The organism is Sphingomonas kyeonggiensis (assembly GCF_030812785.1).
GTDB lineage: Bacteria > Pseudomonadota > Alphaproteobacteria > Sphingomonadales > Sphingomonadaceae > Sphingomonas > Sphingomonas kyeonggiensis_B.
Map to the genome: position 1 here is coordinate 1,602,629 of NZ_JAUSTJ010000001.1, position 24,293 is coordinate 1,626,921.

Genomic DNA, 24,293 nt, shown 5'->3' on the forward strand with positions numbered 1-24,293 from the left:
TTTGGGCGTGGTGCGTTACTTAAGCGTCAGGGACATGCCCTGCAGGAAGTGGCGGCGGAACAGGACGAAGAGCAGCACCAGCGGCAGCGTCTGGAGCACCGCGCCGGCCATTACCGGACCGGCATAGCCGCCATATTGCTTGCTGAAGGTCGCGAGCAGTACCGAAAGCGGCATGCGGTCGGTGTCGGAGATCGCGATCAGCGGCCACAGGAAATTGTCCCAGGTGCCGGTGAAGGTAAACAGGGCGACGATGGCGATGATTGACTTGTTGAGCGGTGCGACGACCCGAGTCACGGTCTGCCACAGGCTGGCCCGGTCGAGCCGTGCGGCGTCGAAATATTCCTCGGGCATCGCCTTGAACGACTGCGCCATCATGTAGATGCCCCAGCCCGACATCATGAAGGGCAGGATCAACGCACCCAGCGAATTGAGCAGGCCGAGCTGCTTGATCAGGACGAACAGCGGCAGGATGAACATCGTCGTCGGGATGACCATCTGCAGCAGCAGGAAGTCGCCGAACAGCTTGCGTCCGGGGAAGCGCAGGCGCGCCAGCGCGAAGGCGATGAATGCCGAGGAAAGCAGGACCGACAGGGTGACGCTGACGGTCACCAGAAGCGAGATTCCCATCGCCTGGAGGAAGGGACGGTCGAGCTTGTCGGCGGTGGCGAACAGAAAGCGGAAATTGTCGAGGGTGAAGTCACCCTCGAACAGGCCGGTATTGTAAATCTGCGCGGTCGGCTTCAGCGCGGCGGCCACCATCCACAGGAAGGGATAGAGCCAGGTCAGCGCCAGAGCATAGATGCATACCGTCGCGGCCCAGCCGCGGGGGCTGCGGGATCGCAGCAACTTCCCGATCCGCTCCGCCGCCCTCATGCAAGTGTGACCTTTCTTTCGAACAGACGCCGGGCGATCACGATCAGCGCGTAGCTCGCGACCGAGACGAGGATGCTCATCATCGCCGCATGACTGGGCTGGAGCCGGCGGAAAGCGGTTTCGTAGATCATCATCTGCGGCGGCATGGTGCTGTCGCCGGGGCCGCCACCGGTGATCAGGAACGGCTCGGTGAACAGGCCGAACGACACCAGGATGGCGAAGACCAGCACCATCATCAGCTGGGCGTTGAGCAGCGGCAGGGTGATGCGCGCCAGGCGGGTGAGCGGCGAGGCATGATCTAGCCGCGCCGCGTCGTAGATGTCCTTGGGGATCGTCAGCAGGCCCGAATAGAGGATCAGGCCGTAATAGCCGACGAACTTCCATGCGACGACCAGCGCGATGGCGAGCATCGCCAGCGTCGGATGCGTGGTCCAGGGAATCCGGATGCCGAGCCAGTCGAACAGCAGCGCGTTGAGCGGCCCGGTCGAGCTGAAGATCTTGGTGAAGACCAGCGACAGGGCGACGCCCGACGACACGTTCGACAGGAGGAAGCACAGCGCCACGAACGCCTTGCCCCGGCCGACATGCTGCAGACCGAAAGCGACGACCAGTGCGCCGCCGAACGCAATCGGCACGTACATCACCAGAAAGCGCAGCACATTCAAAAGGGACTGGAGGAATTGCGGGTCCTGCAAGGTCATCACCAGATTGCGCGTGCCGGTGAAGATCGGCTCGTCGAAGAAGCGCCATTGGGTGACCGACAGCCGGGCGAGCCAGAAGAAGGGATAGACCCAGAAGATCGCGGTGAAGACCATGTAGGAAAGCGCGAGCGACAGCCCGATCCAGGATTCGCGCGAGAGGCGGCGGCGCCGATTCACATCTGCACCTTGAGCATCTGATCGGTCTGCGCGACTGCCTGGGCGAGCGCTTCTTCGGGGGACTTCTGGCCGGTCATGAGGGGCTCGACCAGTCGGCCGGTCATGATCTTCTGGATGTCGATCGTATATTCCGAAAGCGCCGGCGGCCGGGCGTTCGAGACATGCGCGGCATAGGCGCGACCGATCGGGCTGGTTCGGTAATAGCCGGCGAAATGCGGATTATCGAGCAGGTCGCCGCGCGCCGGCGAAAGGCCGGTTCGCTGTAGCCAGAGCAGGTTGAGATCTTCCTCGCCCAATACCCAGGCGAGGAAATCGAAGGCTTGGCGCCCGACCTTGCTGCTCTTGAAGATCACCACGCCCTTGCTGTCGGAGAAGGTCGCGCCCGGCCCCGGCGATGCCGCGGTCCGGGCGATCATCGGCCCGACCTCGATGCGCGCCAAGGTTTCCGGATAAATCCGGGCGAAGCGCTCGACGTCCCAGGGACCGCGGACGCCGCCTGCGGCGAGGCCGGAGACGAGCGGTTCCTCGGCATCGAAGTCGAGCGCGGTCCAGCCCTTGCGGAACATGTGGTTCATGAAGCCGGCCGCCTGGCGGCCGGCGGCATTGTCGTAGAGCGCCCGCGCGCCCTCGAGATAGGGCTGCCCGCCGGATGCTGCATAGTAGAAGGAGATGAAGTCGAACCAGCGATCCGCCCAGGACCGGCCGGCGGCCACCTGCATGCCGTAGCGCGACCGCGCGCGGCCATAGCGTTCGCAAAAGGCATAGACGTCTTCATAGGTCCGCGGCGGTGCCGTGAAACCATGCGCCTCGAGCAGGTCGGCGCGCCACCAGATCAGCGTGGGGCTAGAATAGATCGGCAGCGCGCTGACCTTGCCATCCTGCGTCCAGCCCGGCGTGATTTCGGCCATGTGGCGCCGGGCGATCAATGCGCCATAGCCGGGCATGGCCGCCAGGTTCTCGACCTGGCCGAGCGCCGCCAACTGGACGGCGAAGCCCGAAAAGACGTTGGTGCAGAGATCGGGCTCGTTGCCCGAGACCAGCGCCGACAGCACGGTATCCTCCGAGCTTCCGGCGGTGGGAATGGTGGTGAAGCTGACCGGGAGCCCGCGCCCGAGCGCATTCCAGCGCGCGACCGCGATCTTCCAGAACCCTTCTTCCGCCTCGTTGGGCGCGACCCAGAGGCGGATCCGGTCGGTGCGCTTTTCGGCGTTCTTCGGCGAACAGCCCGCCAGCAGCGCCGCGCTGCCGGCAAGCCCCAGCCGCAGCATGGCGCGCCGGGCGATCATGGTAGCGCCACGCCTTCGAGCGCGCGCAGCGCCATCAGTCCCTCGACCGTCGATTCCGCGCCGGAATTGGGATTGGCCGAGCCCGCCGCGACGATCCCGTCGAGCATGCGGCCGCGGGCCGGGTCATAGACCGGCACGCCGGCGTCGTTGCTGCCCGAGAACCAGGCGCCGAGGCGGCGGGCGGTGTCGCGGTAGCGCGCCTGTCCGGTCACCCGATAGGCTTCCATCGACGCCAATATCATCGGGCTCAGCCCATAGGCGATCTGCGGAAAGCGGCGGATATCGGCGGCCTCGGTGCGTTCGCCCGACCGGCGTAGGGTGAAGCTGGCCAGCATGCCGTGGCGGAGCAGATAGGAGTAGAAATGATCGACCTCGGCGAGCGCGCTTGCGATGAAGTCGCGGCGGCCGAACAGCGTGCCCGCACGCAGCAGCGCATAGGCCTGGGCATTGCCCCAGCCATGCCATTGGTTGCGCCAACTGAGATGGGCGCCGTGCGGGAAATGCGCCGCGTCGCCGGCCTGCATCCGCACCAGCCCTTCGCCCAGCCGCTCGGCGAGTGCGCGGGCGCCGGCGTCGCGGGTTCGCTGGTAATAGGGAAGGAGGCCAAGCAGCGCGGTCGACGCGGCATCCGCACCTGAGCCGAAGGGCAGCCAGCCAGGCACCTCGACCCCATCGAAACTTTCCAGCTTCCGACCGGCGGGCAGGTCGCGCTTCAGGTTGGCGACAAGCCGAGCCGTTGCCGTGCGCATGCGCGTGGCCGTGTCCGACTTCGCCGGCAGGCGACGGAGCGCCGCCTCCAGGCCCCAGAGTGCCCGCAGCGACCACCAGTTGAGCTCGGCGCGCGAGGTTCGGTACTCGCGATTAATCCGGCCGCCCGCCCAGATGAAATTGTGGAAATAGCCGTTATCGGCCTGCATCCGGAGGACGAACCGCGTCATCAGCTCGAGCTGGCGCAGCCGGCCGGCGTCCAGCCGTGGTTCCGCTGCCAGCAGCACCATCGCGCGCGCCACGTCATCTACGCAGGCATAGCCCTCATTGGGTTCGATCGCGAAGCGATAATCGGGCGCCTCGCTGTAGATGTGTAGCACGCCGACCCGCTCGCCCTCGACCGTCGCTTCGGCAAACAGATGATCCAGATGCGCGAATGAGACTCGTGGTGCGCTGTAGTTCGCCACGGCGTCGGTCGCGGCCGGCGGATGTGGGCCGGCGCAGGCGAAAAGCGCCAGCGCCAGGAGCGAGACCGCGGGACGGATCGCGCGTGCACCGTGCCGCGATGCGCTGTCTTCCTGGGCTCTGGACGCGGTGGCCATCGATGCGGATCGCTCCCCTCCAGCCCTTGATTAACAAGTGGCTTGTTAAACGATAAACAAGCGCGGTTGTCTGTGTCAAGCTGGCGAGCTAGGCTTGGCCAGAACATCCGGTAAGAACAGATGGGCAGGAGAGCAACGGTGCGGGCGAAGCGGGCCACACTCAAATCGATCGCGTCGGAGCTCGGCGTCACTCCGACTTCGGTTTCCAATGCCTACAACAACCCGGCCAAGGTCTCCAAGGCGCTGCGCGACCGCATCATCGCCCATGCCCGGGCAGTCAATTATGACGGCCCCAACCCGACGGCGCGCTCGCTGCGCACCGGCCGCTGCGGCGCGATCGGCGTGCTGTTCAACGACCAGTTGAGCTACGCCTTCACCGATGCGCACGACATCACCTTCCTGCGCGGCATTTCGACGGTGTGCGAGGAGGAGGGGGCCAACCTCGTGCTCATCCCACTCAAGGACAAGCATCCAGAGCAGCGCGACACGCTGACCGCCATCGTCGACGGCTACATCCTCAACGCCCCCTATAAAAATCATCCGACGATCCGCCAGGCGCTGGCGCGCGGCCTGCCGACGGTGGTCGTCGATTTCGACGCGCCCGATCTCGCCAGCGTGCAGACCAATGACCGCGAGATGATGCGCGAGGTGGTCGGGCATCTGCTCGGCCTCGGACACCGCAATCTCGCCATCGTGACCTTTCCCCGGTCGGAGGATCATGGCGAGATCTTCTCGCTCGCGCATGATTTCCCCGACGACAGCCATGTCGTGCACGAACGTATCGCCGGCTGCCGCGATGCCCTCGATGCCGCCGGGGTTGAACAGGCTGGCGTGCTGGTCTGTGAGACGATCAACAGCGAGGAAGGCGGGCAGCGCGCTGCCGAGCGACTGCTGGGGCGACGCCCCGACCTGACCGCCCTGATATGCTTTTCCGACCGGCTGGCGCGCGGCGCGATCGCCCATTGCGAGGCGCACGACCTAGCGGTGCCGGGGCGGATCTCGGTCACGGGCTTCGACGGGCTCGATCCGCCCGGCCGCCCGCCTGAGATGTCACGGCTGACCACCGTGCGGCAGAATGCGTTCGAGAAGGGGCGCCGGGCAGCCGAGATCCTGCTGCGGGAGGATGCGTCAGTGGGCAGGTTCGGCGTCGAGGCCGAGCTGGTGATCGGCGATACCAGTGCCGAGGCTTGGAAGATGCGCGACGCATGACGGCATTGATCCTTGCGGGACTGGGCAAGTCCTATGACGGTGTGGAGACGATCCGGGGCATCGACCTGGAAGTCGCCGCGGGTGAGTTCGTCGTCCTGGTCGGCTCGTCGGGATGCGGCAAGTCGACCGTGCTGCGGATGATCGCCGGGCTCGAGCAAGTCTCGGCCGGTTCGATCCGGATCGGCGGCGCCGATGTCACCCATGCGCCCGCCGCGGCGCGCGGCGTGGCGATGGTCTTCCAGTCCTATGCACTCTATCCGCACATGACGGTGCGCCAGAATCTCAGCTTCGGGCTGCGCAACATGAAGGTGCCGCGCGACCAGATCGCCGCGCAGGTTGCGCATGCGGCGGAAATCCTCGAACTCGAAGACTTGCTCGACCGGATGCCGCACCAGCTTTCCGGCGGGCAGCGGCAGCGCGTGGCGATCGGCCGGGCGATCGTGCGCGATCCGACGATCTTCTTGTTCGACGAGCCGCTGTCGAACCTCGATGCCGATCTTCGCGTCCGGATGCGGCACGAGCTCGCCCGGCTGCACAGGCGGCTGGGCGCCACGATGATCTATGTCACCCACGACCAGGTCGAGGCGATGACGCTGGCCGACCGGTTGGTCGTGCTCGACAAGGGGCGGATCTCGCAGGTTGGCACGCCGCTGGAGATTTACGAGCGGCCGGCCAATGTCTTTACCGCCGGCTTCATCGGCAGTCCGCGCATGAACCTGCTCGATGCGACCGTGGTCGGACACCACGGCGGCGATACGTTGTTCGAGGTTGTCGGCGGCATCCGCTTCGCCAAGGCCTGTGGCGAAGCGCTCCACATTGGCGACCGCGTCACGATCGGACTACGCCCCGAGCATGTTCGAACCGGGCAGGACGGCGACGGGATCGCGCTCGCGCTGCGCGTCGAGGCAGTCGAGGCGCTCGGCCATTCGACCTTCCTCTACGCGCATCTGGGCGGCGTCGGGGAGTTCCGCGCGAAGCTGGACGGCCATCATGCCGTGCCCGTCTCCGGCGCGCTGACCCTTTACGCCGATCCGGCCCGGATCCTGCTGTTCGATGCGGCGGGACAGGCGATGGCTTCCGGGACCTACTGACGCGTTCGTGCGTAGTGCGCTCGATCTGCCTGCTTGCCGTCTGCTTGGTTGATCGTTTAACAAGAGCAATCTCCGGGGAGAGAGTCCGCAAAGACGGGCAGCGCCACCGGAGGAAAAAGAGGAGGATAGCCATGAAGCCCAACAAGCGTTTCCGCTTCGTCGGCATGACTGGAATGGCGACGATTCTGATCGCCACGGCGCCCGCGATGGCTGCCGGCAATCCCGTCGATGCGCGCGATATTCGGCCCCAGGATACCCCCACGCCGCCGTCCGCGAGCGCGCAAGCCCCTGCGCAGTCGAGCGACGAAGAGCAGGCGATCATCGTCAACGGCCTGCGCGAGAGCCTCAGGCGCGCGGTCGATATCAAGCGTTCGGCCGACAACATCGTCGACTCGATCGTGGCCGACGATATCGGCAAGCTTCCCGACCAGAACATCGCCGAGGCGATCCAGCGCATCCCGGGCGTCACCATCTCGCGCGACAATGGCGAGGGGCAGTTCATCACGGTGCGCGGCCTGGGGCCGGCATTCAGCACCGCCCTCTATAATGGCCGTATCCTCGCGACCGAGAACCAGGGGCGCGAGTTCAGCTTCGACATCCTGCCGGCCGAGCTGATCAACCGTGTCGATGTGTCGAAGACGCCGACGGCCGCACAGGTCGAAGGCGGCATCGCATCGACCGTCGACATGTATACCGCGCGGCCGTTCGACTTCGGCAAGACCAAGCTCGTCGTCTCGGCGCAGGGCAATTACGACAAGCTGCGCGGGCAGATCTCTCCCCAGGCCTCGGGGCTGTTCAGCACCACCTTCGGCGGCGGCAATTTCGGTGTGCTGGCGGCGTTTTCCTATATCGACCGCAAGATCGAAGGCCGCCGGATCTTCACCGACGGGTGGGAAGCCAATCAGAGCCTCGACTTCGACCGCGACGGCACGCCCGAACATAGCGGCGTGTCGCTCCCGACCTATGTCGAATACGGCGTCAACGCGACCAATCGCAAGCGGATCTCCGGGCTGCTGACTCTCCAGGCGAGGCTCTCCGACAGTCTGGTCTTCACCGCCGACGGTCTTTATTCGAAGCTCGACGTCAACGACGATAACAAGGTGTTCTTCGTCTATGGTGGTCCGGGCGACGTGCGCGCCGGCACGGTGGATTCGAACAACACGCTCACCAGCTACACGGGCATTGCCTCCGGGCCGATGGTCACCAACCAGATCCGGCCGCGCCTCGCCCAGACCTACCAGGTCGGCGGCAATCTGGAATGGAAGCCGGATGGCCCCCTGTCCGGATTCCTTGATGTTTCCTGGTCCAGGGCCAAGGACGAGACCGGCGGCAACCAGGCCTGGTTCGAGAGCAATCTCGCTGCCCCTGGCTATTCGCCTGCAGCGGTGCAGATGCAGCTTCAGAACGGCCTGCCTGTCTATACCGGGCTGGGCAACTTCCTCGACACGACAAATGCCCGGCTCGGCTACATCACCTTCGAAGGCGTCAGCGTTTCCGATGAAATCTATCAGATCAATTCCGAGCTGAAATATGATTTCGACGGCGGGCTGCTGCGCCAGATCGCGCTGGGCGGCAATTATTCGGACCGCAAGAAGGAGCGCTTCTCCTACAAGACACCGGATGCGCTGCAGAGCGTGTTCGGCGGGATAGCGGTGCCGCAAAGCGTGTTCGGCACGCCGGCCGACGCCAGCGACTTCCTCGGGCTAAACATGTTCCCCAACGGCTTCCCTGCCTATAGCGCGAGCGATATCGCAGCCTATCTGCTCACCGACCAGGCGATCAACGCGACGTCCAATCCGGCGGCCACGCGCGCCGCGCTCGCGGCAAACGGCGGCACGCTCGACGTGGCACTAGTGCCGAGCAACAGCGGCTCGGCACAGGAGCGCACCTTTGGCGGCTTCGCCCAGGCATCGTTCGGCGGCAGCCTCGGCTCGCACAAATGGTCGGGCAATATCGGCGTGCGCTACACCAATACCAGGGTGACGTCGCGGGGGTTCGGCCAGGAGATCCTCAGCATCACCACGCCGCCCGGCCTCGATCCGGTCGTCAACCTGTCGGACCCGCAGCCGATCGTCGCCAAGGGCGCGTACAGCCAGTGGCTGCCCAGCGCGAACGTCAAGTTCGATGTCGCCAGGAACCTGGTGTTCCAGGCCGCCGTGGCGAAGACCCTGACCCGGGCGACGCTCAGCGACCTCCTGCTCATCCGCAACATCAACCCGCGCCCGCGCGAACGGGCGATCACCGATGGCAATCCCGGCCTGCTGCCGATGATCGGGTGGAACTATGATGCGGCGCTGACCTGGTATCTGGACAAGTCGAGCTTCCTGAGCGTCGCGGCCTTCGCCAAGGACCTCGACAATATCTCGGAAACGGTGACGACCAACATCCAGATCCTGGGGCTCGATTTCCGCCGCACCCGGCCGGAGAATGTCGGCAGCGACAGCTACAAGGGCATCGAGTTCTCGGGTCAGTACACCTTCAGCGGACTGCCCGCGCCGCTCGACGGCCTCGGCATCCAGGCCAATATCAGCCTGGTGGAGCCCAAGGGCACGACCTACAATGTCGTCGGCTTCTACGAGAAGGGGCCGCTGCAGATGCGCCTGGCCTATAACTACCGCAATGCCTATGAGCAGACGGCCCAGGGCAATCGCGGCCAGCCGGTCAATGTCGATGCATACGGGATCTGGGACGCCAGTATCAACTTCGCGCTGAACGACCATGTCACGCTGTTCGCCCAGGGGCTCAACCTGTTCAACGAGAAGACCTTCACCTATTCGGTCTTCAAGGAACGCGTGATCACCTACGAGACGTACGGCCCGCGCTACGCACTGGGTATCCGTGCGAACTTCTAGATCGTCCCTCGCATCCTCCAGCGGCCGCCGGTGGCGGCCGCTGGAGGCGCACCGATCGGTAGCCAGCTGCGCCTAGGCCAACGAGTTTCGATCGTGGACATCGACGATGATGACTGCGTCATTCTCGTGGAGCAGTCGGCAGGGCTGGGGCCGGTATCGCTTGGGCGCCCCACGGCCCTGCGCCGGGGAATTCGATCATCGAGGACCGATGCGTGCTCCGCCGCCTAGCAGCGCCCCGATCGGAAATGGCCGGAATCAGCCCTCCCCGGCACCTCGGCCCAGAAGCTAGGCCGTAAACTCATAAAACGACCGCTCTTGGCGAGAGCGCTAAACGTCCGACATTGGGTGGTTTCCTGTCCGTCGGTTCTCGGAACGATACTCCATTGAAGCAGACGTTCAACCGAGCAGCGGCATCGGTGGTCTATCGGGTTGTTGCCAGAGCCCGAGGCAAGCATCCGCTGCAGGCGGTGATTGTCATTTCACGCCTCGTTCGCCGTCATCACCGCATGAGACTTGCAATGTAGGATTTCAAATGTTCCGTGTATGTTCTCGACCTTTCGAGATCATAGGAGAAGCGATCATGGCTTTTGTAACGGACACGGACCTTGGAGCGTCGGGCGCCGCCCAAGGAGCAAATATGGTCGGTTTTGTTCAAGATGGCGCCGGTGCCGTTGCCCGGACAGCGATGGCAAAACTGAGAGAGACGGTATCGATCGCCGACTATGGCGGAGTGACGGGTGGCAACCTCAACCTGCCAGTGGCGACCGCCCTGTCTGCGATCGGAACCGCCAACCCGGTGCGACTGATCTTCCCGCGCGGAAACTATACGATTGACGCCCATGTTGATTGGAGTCCCTATCGCAACGTCACTTTCGTGGTCGAGCCGGGCGTCTCCATCAATCATGGAGCGAACGACATCACCTTCCCCGAACGCGTAGAGATCGGGCTCGGTGTCAGCTTGATCGGCGCGGGCAAGGTGACGCAGAAGAACAAGGATGAAACGCCGCTCGCCGTGACGCCGGGCGGCTATATCGCTCTCGGTAACGTCGCGCAGGGCCTCGGCGCGCTGTCCGCGAACATTGGCGGGCACAACAATTTTGCCTTTGGCGTCGATGCGCTCAGCAAGGCGCAGCATGTTCGCAGCGCCATCGCGATCGGTAACAGCGCGCAACAGAACATCGTCGGCGATGCGACCGGTGCGCGAGCAATGGTGGGCGCAGGTGATCCGCTGAGCTTCTTCGCCAACGGCGATGCCTGCGTCGCGATCGGCGATTTCACGCTTCGCAAGAACCTCACCGGCACGGAAAGCATCGCGATCGGGGTAAATACGCTCCTGGAGCAGACGGCAGGTCATTGTAACGTGGCCGTGGGCGCGCACAGTCAGATCAATGGCGCCGACACCGGCTATAATTGCTCGCTGGGCGGCTATTGCCTCGTCAACAACCAGAGCAAGAACAACGTCGCGGTCGGCTGGGCTGCGCTCGAAGGGCAAACACTTGGCGCCAATATCGCGATCGGCCATTCCGCGATGAACGGCAACAAGACCGGCACGCGCAACGTCGGTATCGGCTCTCTGGTCATGCTTGATGGGCAGACCGGCACGGACAACGTCGCAATTGGCCAGGAAGCCGCAAAGAACATGGTCGAGCCGGTTCAGTGCACGATCATCGGCTCCTATGCTGGCGGCTCGGGCGGTGGTTCCGTCACGAACTTGACCGCGGTGGGTTATATGGCGGGACTCACCGTCACGGGTGCAGGAATCAGCAACACTGCGATCGGCGTCAATGCGCTGACGGGCGTAACGACCTTCGAGAATTGCTTTGGGCTCGGCGCGAGCGCCACGGTCACGGGTTCCAATCAGGGGCAACTCGGCAGCAGCAACGTAACCGTCTATGCCTATGGTGCGATCCAGAACCGCTCCGATATCCGCGACAAGGAAGACGTGCGCGACACGGTGCTTGGGCTCGACTTCATCATGGCGCTGCGCCCAGTCGACTTCCGATGGGATCGCCGCGACGAGTATCGCACGGATCCGCCATCGATGCCTGATATCGAGCGGCCGAACGTGCCTGCCCCGATCGAAGGAAGTCCGACCTACGTGGAGGACATGCGGGCCTTCACGAAGATCATGATTCCTTATGAAGCGGCGATGGCGCGCCACCGCGAGGAGATGCTGGCATGGGCCGAAAGCAACAAACTCGCCAACATCACAAAGGACGGATCGAAGAAGCGCAATCGCTACCACCACGGCCTGATCGCGCAGGAAGTCAGGGCGGTGCTTAGCGAGCAAGGTATCGACTTTGGCGGCTATCAGGATCACTCCATCAACGGCGGTGATGACGTGCTCTCGATCGGCTACGAAGAACTGATCTCGCCGCTCATCAAAGCGGTGCAGGAACTGACCGCAAGAGTTGAGGCCCTCGAAGAATCTTCCTAGTCTTGGAGCTCACACCCCCGTGGAAAACATTTTGCACGGGGGTGCTGTGACGCTTGGGGTGCCATCACTGCATTGAGCAGCTTTGGGGTATTGCGACAAGCACCGTGTATGGCCGGCTTCGGGGCGATAGCCGCCCGGCCGCTTTTTGGTGCGGCCGTCCTACCGCTGGACGGCCGACGTTGGGTGGTTTGCGGACAGGCCGCTTTTAGATCGCATTTGTGGTTTCCGGCCTGATAGGACCCTTGGTCAGCGCTTCGCGTCCGCGACCAGGGCGAGCTTGCGGCGAAACTCCACGCTGTCGTTCATGTTGCGGGAAATTCGCGCCGAGTGCCACAGATGCCGCCGTCCGACTTCCAGCTGGCCGCCGGCGATTTCATGGGTGCCGAGCCGTTCGCACGCTTGCGCCTTCATTGGTTCGTCGTCGAAGCCGTCGCGGTCGCATAGCAGCGCATAAAGCTTCATCGCGCCAGCGCCATCGCCCATCTTCTGCAGCGCTTCGCCACCCCACAGGGGGACGACCGGGCGGCGGTCGGCATCCAGATCGAACCGCGCGAGCAGCTGGCGCGCCATCGGAGCAAGCGCCGGCGAAGTGACGTTCGACAACAGCCGCAGCATATAGACATCGGGCCGCGCGAACCGCTCGGGCGCCACGCGCGCCAGCAGTTCGGCGAGCGCCACCGCGCGGTCACCGCCCTGGCCCGTCATGCGCGCCCGAAATGCCTGGAGCAGCGCCTCGTCCAGTAGCTGCTCTATTACCATAGGCGCCGGCTTCGTGCCGATCGCACGCGCAACCTCCGCCAGCGACCGGTCGAAATCGATGGCCTCGCCGCCCGCTACCCAGCCGTCGAAAAAGGCCAGGCCGAACGGCTGGCGTAGGACCTCTGCATAGTCGAGCTGCGCTAGCGCCGAGGGTGTGTCCGCATTGGCGAGGAAGATGAAGGTCAGCTTTTTGTCGGGGACGCGCAGGAACAGGGCGGATTCGGCTTGGCCATAGCCGAACACCCAGTGCAGCCGCGTTCCCACGCTGGACTGGGTGAACCAGCCAAAGCCATAGGGATGCCCGTTGCGCGGCGTCGTCAGACGGTCGTAGGCGGCCTGGCCGATCAGCGCGTTGCGGTCGAGCGCGGCCGCGTATTTGGCGAGGTCGTCGATCGTCGAGATCAGGCCCGAGGCCGGATAGGCCGCATCCCAGTCATAGGGCCTCTCTATATAGTTCCAGCCGGTCGCGGAGGCCACGGCTTCATAGCGCCGCACGGCTCGCGCGGCGAGCGGACTGTCCTTCTGATAGCCCGTCATTGTGTCGGTCATGCCGAGCGGCCTGAGGATCCGCTGGCGGTTTTGCACGACATAGCTCTGCGGCGATTCCATCCCACTGATCTTGTCGAACACGCCGGACAGGAGGTTGAAGCGCGCGCCGTTGTAGAAATAGGTCTCGCCCGGGCGCCCGCCCGCACTCATGCTGAGCACGTCGCCGAGTGTGATGTTGGGGTCGCCGATGCCTTCCGGCGGATGCCAGCCGGTGTTGAGCGGATAGGCGAGCAACGGATCGTCCAACCGGATCCTGCCTTCCGCCTCGAGCTGGCTGAGGATGATCCCGGTCATCGACTTGGTGACTGAGGCGATGCCGAACAGCGAATTGGCCTTCACCGGCGCGCCAGAGCCCCGGTCAGCGACGCCTTCTTGGTGGCGATAGACGATCCTGCCGTCGCGAACGACGGCGGCGCTGAAGCCGGGAAGCTGGAGCTGGACCGCGATGCGGTGCAGCCGGGCGGTGAAGGCAGCTTCGCTGGGCTGCGCTTGAGTCGGCGTCGCGAAGGCGAGCGCCACCGCCGAGATCCAGAACCGCGCATGCATGATCTCTCTCCCCAACCCCGATTCGGTGCCGAAACATGCCGCACTATGAAACCGGTTACAATCTCGCGTTGACCTTGCCGCGGTGAGAGGTCCGGAGGGGGCACCGAATGGCAGCTAATGGACCCAGCTGCGCCTAACCCCGCACGACGACGCTTGGGGCGTTTGCAGCCTGGCGGCTTTTGGATCAGCCGCCGCACCGCGGAACGACCGCCATTGGGTGGAGAGCGGATTGGCAGATCCTGGGTGGAATGCGGACAGGCGACTTTACGGATGATGTCTTCGAAAGCGGACATTGTCATTGGTCCGTGCGGCCGCTTATGGTTTTGCTTTCGACCGGGATCCAGCATGCTTAAGACACTCGTCGCCAAGCTCATAGCCTGCGTTGCGCTCCTCTCGGCCGCAACAGCTGCTAACAGCGACGACAAGGCCATCGATGGCCGTTTCGATGTAGGCGGGCGCTCCATACGTCTAGCCTGCAAGGGCGCAGGCAGCCCTACCGTGGTGATCGACGCGGGAATGGGAACGGCGCCTGTCGAAGACCCGGGCTGGAACGCCATCGCGGACCAGGTGGCCCCGGTTACGCGAGTTTGCCTATACGATCGGGCCGGGCTCGGCGGGAGCGATCCGGCACCGGCGGGGTCGCGCTCCAGCCTCGATTTCGCAGCTGATCTGCACGCCGCGCTGTCCGCCGCCCGGATAAAGGGGCCCTATCTTCTGGTCGGCCATTCGGTAGGCGGGCTCCACGCGCAGGTGTTCGCCGCCAAATATCCATCCGACACCGCCGGGCTCGTATTGGTGTCCACGACGCATCCCGATCAATTTTCGAAATGGCTCGCGCTGTTGCCCGCGCCCGCCCAGGGCGAGGAAAAGGCCGTCACCGAGGCACGCTCTTTCCTCCTCAGCATGCAGACGGATCCCAGCAAGAACGAAGAACGGCTGGATATGCGGGCAAGTGCCAGGCAGGCACATCTCCTCACTTCGCTCGGCAGCAAGCCGGTCATAATCGCCACGCACAGCCCGCGCTTCCGGATGGTGCCCGGATTGTCGGAGCCGCTCGCCGTCAAGCTGGAAGACGCAACGCAGCGCATGCAGCGCGGATATCTGTCGCTGTCGACCAATGCACACCAGAACGTCGCCGAACGCGCCGGTCATGGCCTGCCGCACGAAGCACCGAAGTTCGTAGTCGATAACATCCTTCAAGGTGTAGCGGCGGTCCGGGAGCGGGCAGTTCGATAATAGGGTTGCGCGGCCGTCGCGCCCCGAGTCCCGGCGCGAAAGCGTTTCACCTAATGGCCGGGATTGAGGCGCTTGCGGCCTGACCGCTGGCGGATCGGCACCCCCCGGCCGCGAACGGCCGGGAATGGGGGTGGATTGCCGCTGGACCGTTCTCGGTGTCACCCTTGATTAGTCAGACACTCCAAGGGCCATCTTGTGCGCTACGCGCGACCAGCCCAGGGCCTCTATTTCCAATGAGCCCCAAACTTCGCCTCCATCCGACGAAGTTCCTCATCGAGCACGGCGACCTCAGCGTCGTTCTGGTCCGCAACCGCGAAGCGGATGCGGGTAGTAAGCTCAGCGATCGCATATTTTGCGTACGCGAGCGCATTTGCCTCGCGCTCGATCACCTCTGTCGCTTGGCTGGCGAGGGACTTCAAGAGTTCAAGTCCGTTCGCGTCGACGGTCCGGGGTTTCTGATCCAGAAGGCATAATGTACCCAGCGCAAAGCCATCGCTGGTTACGAGAGGTGCGCAAAATAGGCACGCACATTCATCTCAAGCACCGCGGGAGCGAACTTGAAGCGTGGCTCGTGCCAAGCATCGGGGACACATAACGGCGCGTAATTCCGAACGCCGATCGCGGCGTCGCAGAAGCTGTCGGGCCTGGTGAATTCCCTGGGATCGAAGCCGTAGGCCACGGCGAGCCACAGCGTGGAACGGTCGACGATAGACACTGCGGAAAAGGGAAAACCCGTCTCTGCGGCGACCCGCTCAGCGATCTGGGAGAGCTCGGCGTCGCCGCTCATGCCAAACACGCCGCTCGTGAGCACGCGCGCCTGACGGCGAAGCTCTGTGAGGCCCGTCGGGTTATATTCGCGAGCTTGCCCGATCAATGCGAAATTCCTCAATCGATCCCAACCCCTAGCGGGCTTGATCTTCGCGCAGCCTGCGATCAGCCTCATCGGCGCGCAACTGATAAAGCTTGGCAAGCTCCCGGTGGATGCGCGCTGTTGCGCGCTGACCCAACGCTTCTGCAATCTCAAGTTCTCTCGCTGCACGCGCCCGGTAATACTCGATTGCATTTGGCATGAGGCCGGTCTTCGTTCGTCCTTCCTATTCTCCGCATTAACCTTCTGAAACATGAAGCAGTTCCTGGTGGTTGCGGTTCTTCGCGCACCTTGAACACGGCTTGTCGCAGGCCTCGAGGCCGATCGTCTCACGGGCACTCTGGAGCATGTTAACCCGTCATGGACGAAGGTACGTTCGACCATTTGTTGGCGCAGCTCGAAGGCGTCGATCTCGAGGCCTTCGGCAAGGGAGTTGTGATCCTCCCATGATTTCGGCCAGGTAGACGGTACCCAGTCCCGCGGCGCGCAGAACCGGGATGGGAGGTGGCCCTCAACTAGGGCGCTAGAGGGGGCGTGGGTCTTCCTGCGCCTTGAATTGCCAATATTCGGCACGTTCCATCTCGGCGCCGCCTCGGAAAGCGTAACCCACCAGGCGCTGCAGATTTCGCGCGCAGTGCACCGCAGACTCAACGGTGTGTTCCGTCCCATGATCACATCGCCCGAGCCGTGCCAGGGATCTCAAGGAAAAGAGCAGGTCACCGGTCACGACCACATCTCCACAAACCTCGCACTATTTTATTCAGTGGAGTGCAGGTTCGCAACGGGGCGCCCGTGTGGGCGCGTGTAGTCGTACCGTTGCGATCGTGACGGGGCATGCTCGAGGCTATGCCCCGATATGCGGGAGCGACATCAGATCGTGCGCGCGAAGGGGAGCGACCTTCCTGAAGATCGGCGAGGCGCTCGGCGTGAGCCGGCGCCGCGCGAACGGATCTAAAAGCGGACGCTCGCAGCGCAGGAGCAGGAAGCGGCCGGAATGGGCGTGCAGGCCATCAGGATCCTGCGCGACTATCGAGGCGACCTGCACGAACGCGTGTCCTTCGCTCAGCGAGACGCTCATGGCGCTGCACGCTGCTGATCCAGGAGCCCAATTGCCTTCGCCAGCATGCATACCAATTCATCGCCTGGCTCCGGGCTGGCAACCGCGAGAAGCCTTGATCAGCCGTCCAACCTGTTCCCACCGTCATCGCCACGAGGCAAAGTTGCGAGCAGCCTGGCCGCTCACCATATCGCCGGATCGCAGAGACTGCATAGCTCTACTTTGAAGAAGGAGGGTTACTCGATGCTGGTGGCGGCACAACAGGCGATCGTGCGTAAGGCCGGAGCTGCGAAAGCTGTGGTCCTACTTGCAGGTCAAGCTAAAGAAATAAGCCTCATCGTGAAGTCGGCCGATGAATTCGGTATCTCAGCGGAGCCCATTGCCGGAGATTCACGCGTCATCGTCATTCCGTGGTCGGCGATTACATCGCTATCATTCGAAAAATAGGTCTTGGCTGCACCGCGGCGAGCAATGGACCTTCGACGCTAACCCTGGTCAGGCCGCCGGCACCGCGGGGGCAACCAAGGCAGCCCCCGGATCCCGACGGCTGCCAGGGACGATCGCTTCATGGTCCCGTCGGTGGCGACGAGGCCCCATGGCGGATACACAGATGCAGGTGGTGCCGCGCGCGCAGGCCGGCAGGACGTCCTTCGTGCCGAACAACCCGCGCGGGCTCGGTCAACGGCGTTTGCGCGCGGCGCGTTTGGCGGGCGGCGCGGCCTTCTGGTCCTTCGGCGCGAGTGCGACGCCGAGGCGACCGGCCAGGTTTCGGCCGATCGCGGCGATGCTCTCCTCGCCCTGGCGCGTCAGGAGCGGCGGCGCGGAGAAGGTTCGCGCCGTAAGCAGGACGACCACGTGCTTCGAGCCCGTAAGCCGCTTGACCGCCGGCACCTGGGATTCGTGAATCTGGCCGGCCCGATCGACGATCTCGCCGACTCCCTCGATCGTATCCCTGACGAGGCCGGCGAGCCCCGGGGGCCCGGCAAAGCCGGTGAACGGGGTCACGAAGCTGGTGAGGACGCCGTCGAAACTGTACGTCTTGTCCGGGATGAAGACATGCGCGTGATAGTCGCTGGGGATGTCGACTTCATTGACGCGAATGACCTGTTCGTCCGGCCCGCCATAGGGCGAAGGCACGAACTCCTCGATCTTCGCACCGGCGGCGATCCCGCTCCAGACGAAGCGTTCGTCGTGACCGGCCATTTCGCGAAGCACCGCCTCCAGCGCGTGGGTGCCGCGGCCCTCGAAGACGACGTCCTTGAAGAGAAGGTTGTGGCGGCGCAGGACGGTGAGCGATCCGCTTCGCCTGCCACCCTTCAGCCACCGGGGCCCGAACGCGATTCCTGGGAGCGCTGCGGCCTGGTCGGACACGACCCAGCCATATCGAACCTTCGCCATGAAGTTTCTCCTTTCCTTCGCCCGGGATTGGGCGGTCACGCATGCGATCGAAAAGCTCAGCAGGTGCCGGATTGCGGCTGCACGGTCGTCCCGGCGATGCGCAGGCAGGTCCCTGCGCGCCGCCTCGCAACCTCATTCCAGTAGCCAGCCTGGCGCCAGTCATTGTGGAAGAAATCCAGCTCGCCCAGCACGGTGAGACCCCGGGCGTCCGCGGGAACGGAAATGGTGCGCCGCCAGCCCGCGGTCTGGACACCGCTATGCCAGCTTCTGTCCTCGGTCTCCTCGCCGACACCCCGCGGCTGCTGCCATCTGACGATGAACCGGCCCCGGTACCCGCCGTCGTGGCGCAGCTCGATCGCGTAATTGTCGAGGGTCCTGCAACTCGGTACCGCGAAGGGACCATCGTAGCGGGCATGGGCCAGCTCGCCGGTCAGCAGATTGACGGTATAGCCGATCGGCAGGCCCGGATTGTCCCGGGCGAGCTGGCTGCCGCTCTCGATGATGTCCTTCACCTGCCGGTCGTTGTCCGGACCCTGGGCGACGACCCGCGCCGCATGTTCGGCGCCGCCGCCAAGGACGATGACCCCGAACCGCGAATTGTTCGCCACGCGCCGGGCGTGCGCGTTGACCTGCCCCTCGGCGCCGGTCCCGCCCGTCGCATAGTCGAGCGCCGCCTTCGCATCCGCTTCGCTGACCGAGGCCTCGGTCTCCATGCTGACCAGGATGAGCCGGCCATAGGCGACGCTGCTCACATAGCCGGGCAACCGGGCAGGGCCGAAGTCGCTGCGCAGCCGCGCGAGGCCGACATCCCTGCGGAAGAAGCCTGCGACGTTGCGCGGGCGGTCGACCCCGACGGTATAGAAAACCTGCCGGAAGACCGCGAGGTAGGTCGCCCTGGACTGGTCGCTCGACGCCGAGAGCATCGCCGAAGCCCTGCCCCCGGCCCATTGCGCGCTGAAGCCCAGGCCCGCCGCGGCCTGCTGCGCGTTGTAGGAGCGCGTCCTGCGGTAGCTGACGATCGCCGGCGCCCGATAGCCTCGCCCGGCCGGGCCCGAGAGCCAGGCGCTGACGATGCCGTCGACCGCGGCATGGACGGTGCCCGCACTCGGCTGCTGGACCAGGAACCGCGCATCGGCGCCGAGGCCGGGCAGCGAGATGTTCAGGGCGAGGGGCGGGCGCGGGTAGCTGGTGACGGTCGGCCGGCCCTGGGCGAGCCGCTGGTCGACGGCCAGGATCGCCCCGGGGTAGATCCGGTTGGTGTCGGCGGACAGGATCGCAAAGGAATCCTCGAGCTGGCTGCCGCTGAGCTCCTGCGGTTCACAGACGATCGTCTGTACCTGCGTCTCGCGGCGGGAAGCGGGCGGCACGGCCGGTGCCGAGAGCGACAGCAGCTGGGTCGCATCGCGCGGGAGGCCGAGCAGGAAGGACTCGACCGGATCGGCGACCTGGGCCGCGACGCCCGGGGCCAGGGCGAGAAGCATTGTCGCTGGCAGGATGGCACGCATGAGTGGCTGTCCTTTCATCGGTTGGAGCGGGCGGACGGCACAGCCGCCCCATCAGGTGTTCACGCCGGCAGCAAAGCGCCCGGCGCGGCGGGCGCCAGTCCCCGCGCCGCACGGGACCTGCCCCTGCTGCGCGGCCGCATGGTCAGGTCCGGCGCTGCCGGCGCACCCCTCGGCAATACGCCGGTCCAGTGCTGCGGGCGCGGCTGCACGACCCTGTCCGCGACCCGCCAACAGGTTCGGCAATAAGGGGCCGGGGTGATCAGCAAGCAGTGCTTAAGGCCCTGCCAATCATCAACTGCTCTGGCCCGGCTTTCCGGCGGGCAATATTCTTGGTCGACCGGCACATGCTACGTGCGGAGGACCGATCTGCAACGTAACTTTGGTGGCATATCCTCCCTCCCAGGCGACGCGGCAGCCACCATCGCGCCCGAGCTTGCGTTCGCGCGCGCGGCGGAGTGGATGGAAGAGGTCGCTCGCCTTTTCTCGCATCCGGCGTTCGGTGCGGCGCTGGTCCGGCTCGGCGGCAACCTGCTCGCGATCTCCGAGGCGAATCGGGCCTGCGCCCGCGCGATCGGGCAGCATCGCCGCTACGGCGTCGCGGCGCTGGTCGTCTATTTCGACCGGCGCTTCCGAAGCGGGCTCGGGCCGGCGCCGACCCGGGCGATGCTGACAGGGCTGGCGCAGCGGGCGGGGCTGGGCACCCGCCGGGGCATCGGGGCGATCCTCGACGTGCTGCTGCACTTCGGCTTCGTCTGCGAGGCGGCCCTGCCCGATGCCCGGTCGCGCCGCCTGGTCCCGGCCGCGCCGCTGACCGATTATCTCACGGCCGGGCTCGCCGCCCGGCTCGACGCGGCGGCCCTGCTCGGCCCCCTGCCGTCCGCCGCGGGGCAGCCCGATCGGATATTGCCGGTCTATCTCGACCAGCTGGTCGCGCCGCTCCTCGCCGAGAACCGCATGCCGCGGCAGGCCTTTCCCGAGCTGGCGCCCTTCGCCGACCGCGTGGCGGGATATATGCTGCTCTTCCATCTGCTGGCGTTGTCGGAACAGTCGCCACCGGGCGCGCCGGTCGCGATCCGGGTCGGCGATCTCGCACGCCGGCTCCACGTCTCGCGCATGCAGGTGGCGAAGATCCTGGCGGCGGCGGCGCGAGCGGGCCTGTGGACGACCCATGCCGGGCCGGCCATAATCTGGAACCCGGAAATCCATCACCGGCTGAGGCTGTTCGCCGCGGTCGAGCTGGCGCGGGCGACCTGCGCGGCACGGACATGCGACTTTGCGATGCAGGGATAACCCTCGCGATACGAACAGCTCGCTGGGTTGGGGCGCAGCCGTAGAGCGGAGTCGCACCAGCGATCCAACAAGCACGCACCTTGGCCGACACCGCAGGCGCGGCGGCGTGCGCGCGCAGACATGTGCGCCCGCCGCCGCCGCGTCCCCGGTCCAAGGCAAGCGTGCCGCGCGGCCCAAACCAAAGCGCAAACCCTGCCGGCTGCGCAGCAGCCGCAGTGTGCGCCCAACCAAGGCCGCGCCCGAAAAGGATCGCCGCGAGGTGCCAGCCTCCCGACCAAGGGACCTTCAGTCCACGCGCTTCGTCGACCCGAAAACCTCAGGAGGCACCATGGACACCGCCGGGACCACGCCGATCGAACGCATCGCCCGGGTGCCCGCCGCCCATGCGCTGAGCAGGAACGCCGAAGGCGACAACCCGTCCGCGGGAGAGGCGGTCAATGCGCTCTGGCCCGACCACGCCGACGTCGCCTTGGCTGTGCTCAAGGCGCTACGCGAACCCAGCTCCAGAATGGCCGAAGCTAGCGACCCTGCCATCTGGGAGCGGATGGTCATCGCCGCGATGGAGGACGAACCCGCCGCAGCCGAACCGCGGGTCACTCGTTCGCCGCCGCTGCGACTGAAGCAGCTCGGAGCCCGTAGTACCGACAAGCAAGTTATTACGCCGATTTCGGCGCACCCAGTTACCGACGGTTATCGTCAGGTCAGCCCTTGGGCCGCGAAAGACCGCCTCAGCCGAGAAAAAGATGCTCGTGAAGCGCTTCGGCCTCCGAGGCTGTCAAACGCGTAATGACCTGCGGCGGATGAAAGCCCGCGCGAAGCGCTTTTAGGGCTTGCATCGAAACTGGGTGGCCAACCGCCACTTCCTCCAAAACCAGGCCGTAAGCCGTCCGCGAGCCGTCGAAATACTGATCAAAATGGGTTCGCGTCAGCCCGGTTCGCGACCCACATGCCAGCCATACCTCAGCAGGATCGCCCTCGACGATCTCGGTAACCCTAGCGATACCGCGAACCTCGCCGACCGGCTTTGTGACGTAGATCCAGAGGCGAGCGCCGAGCTTGATCGGTGGAATTTTCCGCCGGACCTCGACTGATTTCGAACCGTTGAAGATGGCGTCGGCGAAGGTTGGACGAATGGATATCAAAAGTTCGTCGTCAACCGATACCACGGAGCCATCCTTGAGTGAGAATCTGCGTAATCTTCTCACTGGAGAGCGAGACGGCGGAGATAAGGTTGGCGTTACCGGCCGCGCCAATCGACTTCAGATAGCGCAACGGAACCGGCATCGGAAGGGCGAATAGGTTGTCGAATGTCGTGATCAGGATATCGTCTCGGGCGGAGAGCGCATCTACATCATCTACCACCAGCCGCCTCTGGTCGTCGGCCGAGAGCTCGGCCTTGGGCTGCAGGGTCCGATCGACAATGCGGGCTATCGCCACGACTGCGCCGCGGCCACCTGTACGACTGGATTCGTAGAACAGGATCGGGGCATCCACCGTCATGAGCTGGGCATTGCGTGGGGCGCTCGCATAGGCGCGACGCGCGAGAAAAGCCGCATCCTTCGCTTCTACGAAGGCGAAGGCGTGTTGAGGGGCGGTGCCGAGCAACTCATCCGCATAGACCCTGGCGATCGGAACGATCACTCCACTCGCGCCGGGCCATATCACGACCGTGGGCGAAAGAAGATCGCCGAGCTGCGAGGCGGGATAGGCGAGCGCCTCGCCCCCTGGTGATACGAGCGGAATCTCTGTGCTCTCGAGCGCCGTTTCTGGCATCGTGCCCGGCAAAGAAAAGCCGGTTCTTCGTCGCGCCTCAGCCGTACATTCTGCCCAATTGACCGTCGTCAACGGTCGACCGATCGCGATCTTCTGAAACACTCCGCCAGATCGGGAGCGGATGAATCCTCGCGATTGGGCAATGCGATTTACGCTCGATTGACCCGGGATATGGACCAACTCGATCGCAGCTGGATGTGCGGCGGCCGCGTCGCGCGTCAGCCGGTCGATCAGGTAGTCTGCGAACAGGCCGGCATCGGGCTGGTCCTCGCGGGCATGGACCAGCATTTTTGCAATCGGCTGCATGTCTTGCGACACGAGCAGTACGCCGATCGCGAGCAACTCGTTAGCGGCTCGGATAGCGCCGGCAACGCGGACCATACCGTGGAGAGGTGAACGGGAGAATTCACGCGCGGTGCCGGCAAGCTCAGTCATCGACGCTACATAGGCCGCGATTTCCGCGCCGCTGGCCTCGCCAAAGGAGAAGCCTTCCCCAGACCTCGCCGCCGGTGCCGCGCAACCGATCTCGCCAGGGAGAAGCGACGCGATTTCATCGACGGAAATGACATCGATCCCGACCTGGTCGAGTAGCGTCCCGCTTGCAGCGAGGAGTGTTCCATCTCGTGTGATGAATGCAGATGCGCGCGATAGGGCGGCGTGCGCAATATGCGCCGCATCGCTCAGCGACTGGGCGCTACCCGCGGAGGAGCGGCCTGGATCCGCAAAAACTATCTGGTGGATACGTGCGGCAAGTTCCTCGCACTGTTCACGATCTACCGACGGCAGACGCGGCAGACGAAGCGCCATTTGCAGGACGGGGTCGTTCGTCTGTTCGGATGAGGTGCGTTTCAATTCGAGGGCAAATTCGTCCGAGACGGTAAGACGGATCTGGTGCGCCAGTGCCGCGCCAAAGAGCGCCCGCGCCTTTTCGGACTGACGGCGGTCTCGAACCAGGTCGAAATAGACATTGAGATCGAAGGCATAAAGCGGGTCTTCGCCTGCGGCCGCTCGTCACCGCGCTCCCCGATCATGGCCGCAAGATCGTAGCCGCGATCGATCCCGCTGCGCGCAGCTTAGGCATAGCGCCCGGCATGACCGTCACCAGGGCGCGCAGCCTGGCGCCCGGGCTGATGGTGGTCGATGCCGATCCGGAAGGCGATCTCGCCGCGCTCCGGCGCCTCGCCTTGTGGTGCTCGCGCTATTCCCCCGTCGTCGCCCCCGATCCGCCCCGGGGCGTCTGGATCGACGTCACCGGCTGCGCGCCGCTGTTCGGTAGCGAGCGCGCGCTGCTCGAGGACCTGCACCGCCGCATCGCCGGCGCCGGCTTCGCGGTACAGGTCGCGGTGGCCGATACGCCGGGCTGCGCCCATGCGGTC

20 protein-coding genes and 1 pseudogene are annotated in these 24,293 nt (G+C 64.9%); 9 read left to right on the plus strand and 12 right to left on the minus strand.

Translation table 11 applies throughout. The annotated features are described in order from the left end of the window. Positions 1-15: 15 nt before the first annotated feature. Genes J2W22_RS07910 through J2W22_RS07925 form a run of 4 tightly spaced genes read right to left on the minus strand, consistent with a single transcriptional unit; the run spans position 16 to position 4,347 of the window. On the minus strand, positions 16-846 hold the full coding sequence (locus J2W22_RS07910) for a carbohydrate ABC transporter permease (protein WP_307117684.1): 831 nt from the start codon (positions 844-846) through the stop codon (positions 16-18). A gap of 23 nt (positions 847-869) precedes the next feature. Beyond that, a complete protein-coding gene (locus J2W22_RS07915) occupies positions 870-1,751 on the minus strand; it encodes a carbohydrate ABC transporter permease (RefSeq protein ID WP_307117685.1) in 882 nt (293 codons plus the stop codon). Beyond that, complete coding sequence (locus tag J2W22_RS07920; RefSeq protein WP_307117686.1) at positions 1,748-3,037, minus strand: ABC transporter substrate-binding protein; 1,290 nt, start codon at positions 3,035-3,037, stop codon at positions 1,748-1,750. The genes J2W22_RS07915 and J2W22_RS07920 overlap by 4 nt, the downstream gene beginning before the upstream one ends. Beyond that, complete coding sequence (locus tag J2W22_RS07925) at positions 3,034-4,347, minus strand: hypothetical protein (RefSeq protein ID WP_307117687.1); 1,314 nt, start codon at positions 4,345-4,347, stop codon at positions 3,034-3,036. The genes J2W22_RS07920 and J2W22_RS07925 overlap by 4 nt, the downstream gene beginning before the upstream one ends. A 138-nt stretch (positions 4,348-4,485) precedes the next feature. Here J2W22_RS07925 and J2W22_RS07930 point away from each other — a divergent pair, with 138 nt between their 5' ends. The 4 genes from J2W22_RS07930 to J2W22_RS07945 all read left to right on the plus strand — a co-directional run bounded on the left by J2W22_RS07930 (position 4,486) and on the right by J2W22_RS07945 (position 11,936). Next, positions 4,486-5,556, plus strand: a complete 1,071-nt coding sequence (locus J2W22_RS07930) for a LacI family DNA-binding transcriptional regulator (RefSeq protein ID WP_307117688.1) — start codon at positions 4,486-4,488, stop codon at positions 5,554-5,556. Beyond that, complete coding sequence (locus J2W22_RS07935; RefSeq protein ID WP_307117689.1) at positions 5,553-6,647, plus strand: ABC transporter ATP-binding protein; 1,095 nt, start codon at positions 5,553-5,555, stop codon at positions 6,645-6,647. Before J2W22_RS07930 ends, J2W22_RS07935 begins: the two co-directional genes overlap by 4 nt. Positions 6,648-6,778: 131 nt before the next feature. After that, positions 6,779-9,499: a TonB-dependent receptor gene (locus J2W22_RS07940; RefSeq protein ID WP_307117690.1), complete on the plus strand. Its 2,721-nt coding sequence runs from the start codon at positions 6,779-6,781 to the stop codon at positions 9,497-9,499. A 580-nt stretch (positions 9,500-10,079) separates the two neighbouring features. Then, positions 10,080-11,936: a tail fiber domain-containing protein gene (locus J2W22_RS07945; protein ID WP_307117691.1), complete on the plus strand. Its 1,857-nt coding sequence runs from the start codon at positions 10,080-10,082 to the stop codon at positions 11,934-11,936. 246 nt (positions 11,937-12,182) lie between these two features. Here J2W22_RS07945 and J2W22_RS07950 read toward each other — a convergent pair whose 3' ends face one another. Further along, the gene (locus J2W22_RS07950; RefSeq protein ID WP_307117692.1) at positions 12,183-13,790 is read right to left on the minus strand and encodes a serine hydrolase domain-containing protein; all 1,608 of its coding nucleotides are present in this window, start codon (positions 13,788-13,790) and stop codon (positions 12,183-12,185) included. A 345-nt stretch (positions 13,791-14,135) separates the two neighbouring features. Between J2W22_RS07950 and J2W22_RS07955 the strand changes: the two genes are divergently transcribed. Further along, positions 14,136-15,026, plus strand: a complete 891-nt coding sequence (locus J2W22_RS07955) for an alpha/beta fold hydrolase (protein WP_307117693.1) — start codon at positions 14,136-14,138, stop codon at positions 15,024-15,026. Between the two features lie 224 nt (positions 15,027-15,250). On the opposite strand, the gene J2W22_RS07960 is transcribed toward J2W22_RS07955, so the two are convergent. The 3 genes from J2W22_RS07960 to J2W22_RS07970 form a co-directional block, all read right to left on the minus strand. Next, positions 15,251-15,415 (minus strand): hypothetical protein, encoded by a 165-nt coding sequence (locus tag J2W22_RS07960; RefSeq protein ID WP_307117694.1) that lies wholly within the window; start codon positions 15,413-15,415, stop codon positions 15,251-15,253. Positions 15,416-15,525: 110 nt separating this feature from the next. After that, on the minus strand, positions 15,526-16,149 hold the full coding sequence (locus J2W22_RS07965; protein ID WP_307117695.1) for a hypothetical protein: 624 nt from the start codon (positions 16,147-16,149) through the stop codon (positions 15,526-15,528). Between the two features lie 589 nt (positions 16,150-16,738). Next, complete coding sequence (locus J2W22_RS07970) at positions 16,739-16,972, minus strand: hypothetical protein (protein ID WP_307117696.1); 234 nt, start codon at positions 16,970-16,972, stop codon at positions 16,739-16,741. A gap of 222 nt (positions 16,973-17,194) precedes the next feature. Between J2W22_RS07970 and J2W22_RS07975 the strand changes: the two genes are divergently transcribed. Next, on the plus strand, positions 17,195-17,398 hold the full coding sequence (locus tag J2W22_RS07975; protein ID WP_307117697.1) for a hypothetical protein: 204 nt from the start codon (positions 17,195-17,197) through the stop codon (positions 17,396-17,398). 231 nt (positions 17,399-17,629) lie between these two features. Here J2W22_RS07975 and J2W22_RS07980 read toward each other — a convergent pair whose 3' ends face one another. After that, on the minus strand, positions 17,630-18,349 hold the full coding sequence (locus J2W22_RS07980) for a hypothetical protein (protein ID WP_307117698.1): 720 nt from the start codon (positions 18,347-18,349) through the stop codon (positions 17,630-17,632). A 56-nt stretch (positions 18,350-18,405) separates the two neighbouring features. Next, positions 18,406-19,854: a thiol-activated cytolysin family protein gene (locus J2W22_RS07985; RefSeq protein WP_307117699.1), complete on the minus strand. Its 1,449-nt coding sequence runs from the start codon at positions 19,852-19,854 to the stop codon at positions 18,406-18,408. 459 nt (positions 19,855-20,313) lie between these two features. On the opposite strand from J2W22_RS07985, the gene J2W22_RS07990 reads away from it, so the two are divergent. Both J2W22_RS07990 and J2W22_RS07995 read left to right on the plus strand, forming a co-directional pair. After that, positions 20,314-21,144 carry a hypothetical protein gene (locus tag J2W22_RS07990; protein ID WP_307117700.1) on the plus strand — a complete coding sequence of 277 codons (831 nt, stop codon included), beginning with the start codon at positions 20,314-20,316 and terminating at the stop codon, positions 21,142-21,144. 328 nt (positions 21,145-21,472) lie between these two features. Continuing rightward, positions 21,473-21,931, plus strand: coding sequence for a hypothetical protein (locus J2W22_RS07995; RefSeq protein ID WP_307117701.1), 459 nt, complete (start codon positions 21,473-21,475; stop codon positions 21,929-21,931). On the opposite strand, the gene J2W22_RS08000 is transcribed toward J2W22_RS07995, so the two are convergent. Together J2W22_RS08000 and J2W22_RS08005 are read right to left on the minus strand one after the other, a co-directional pair. Then, on the minus strand, positions 21,873-22,310 hold the full coding sequence (locus tag J2W22_RS08000) for an ASCH domain-containing protein (RefSeq protein ID WP_307117702.1): 438 nt from the start codon (positions 22,308-22,310) through the stop codon (positions 21,873-21,875). The genes J2W22_RS07995 and J2W22_RS08000 overlap by 59 nt on opposite strands. Next, positions 22,297-23,724, minus strand: coding sequence for a hypothetical protein (locus tag J2W22_RS08005; protein WP_307117703.1), 1,428 nt, complete (start codon positions 23,722-23,724; stop codon positions 22,297-22,299). The genes J2W22_RS08000 and J2W22_RS08005 overlap by 14 nt, the downstream gene beginning before the upstream one ends. A gap of 188 nt (positions 23,725-23,912) precedes the next feature. Here J2W22_RS08005 and J2W22_RS23485 point away from each other — a divergent pair. Beyond that, positions 23,913-24,275: pseudogene (locus tag J2W22_RS23485) on the plus strand (Y-family DNA polymerase); the annotation flags it as partial. Between the last annotated feature and the right edge of the window lie 18 nt (positions 24,276-24,293).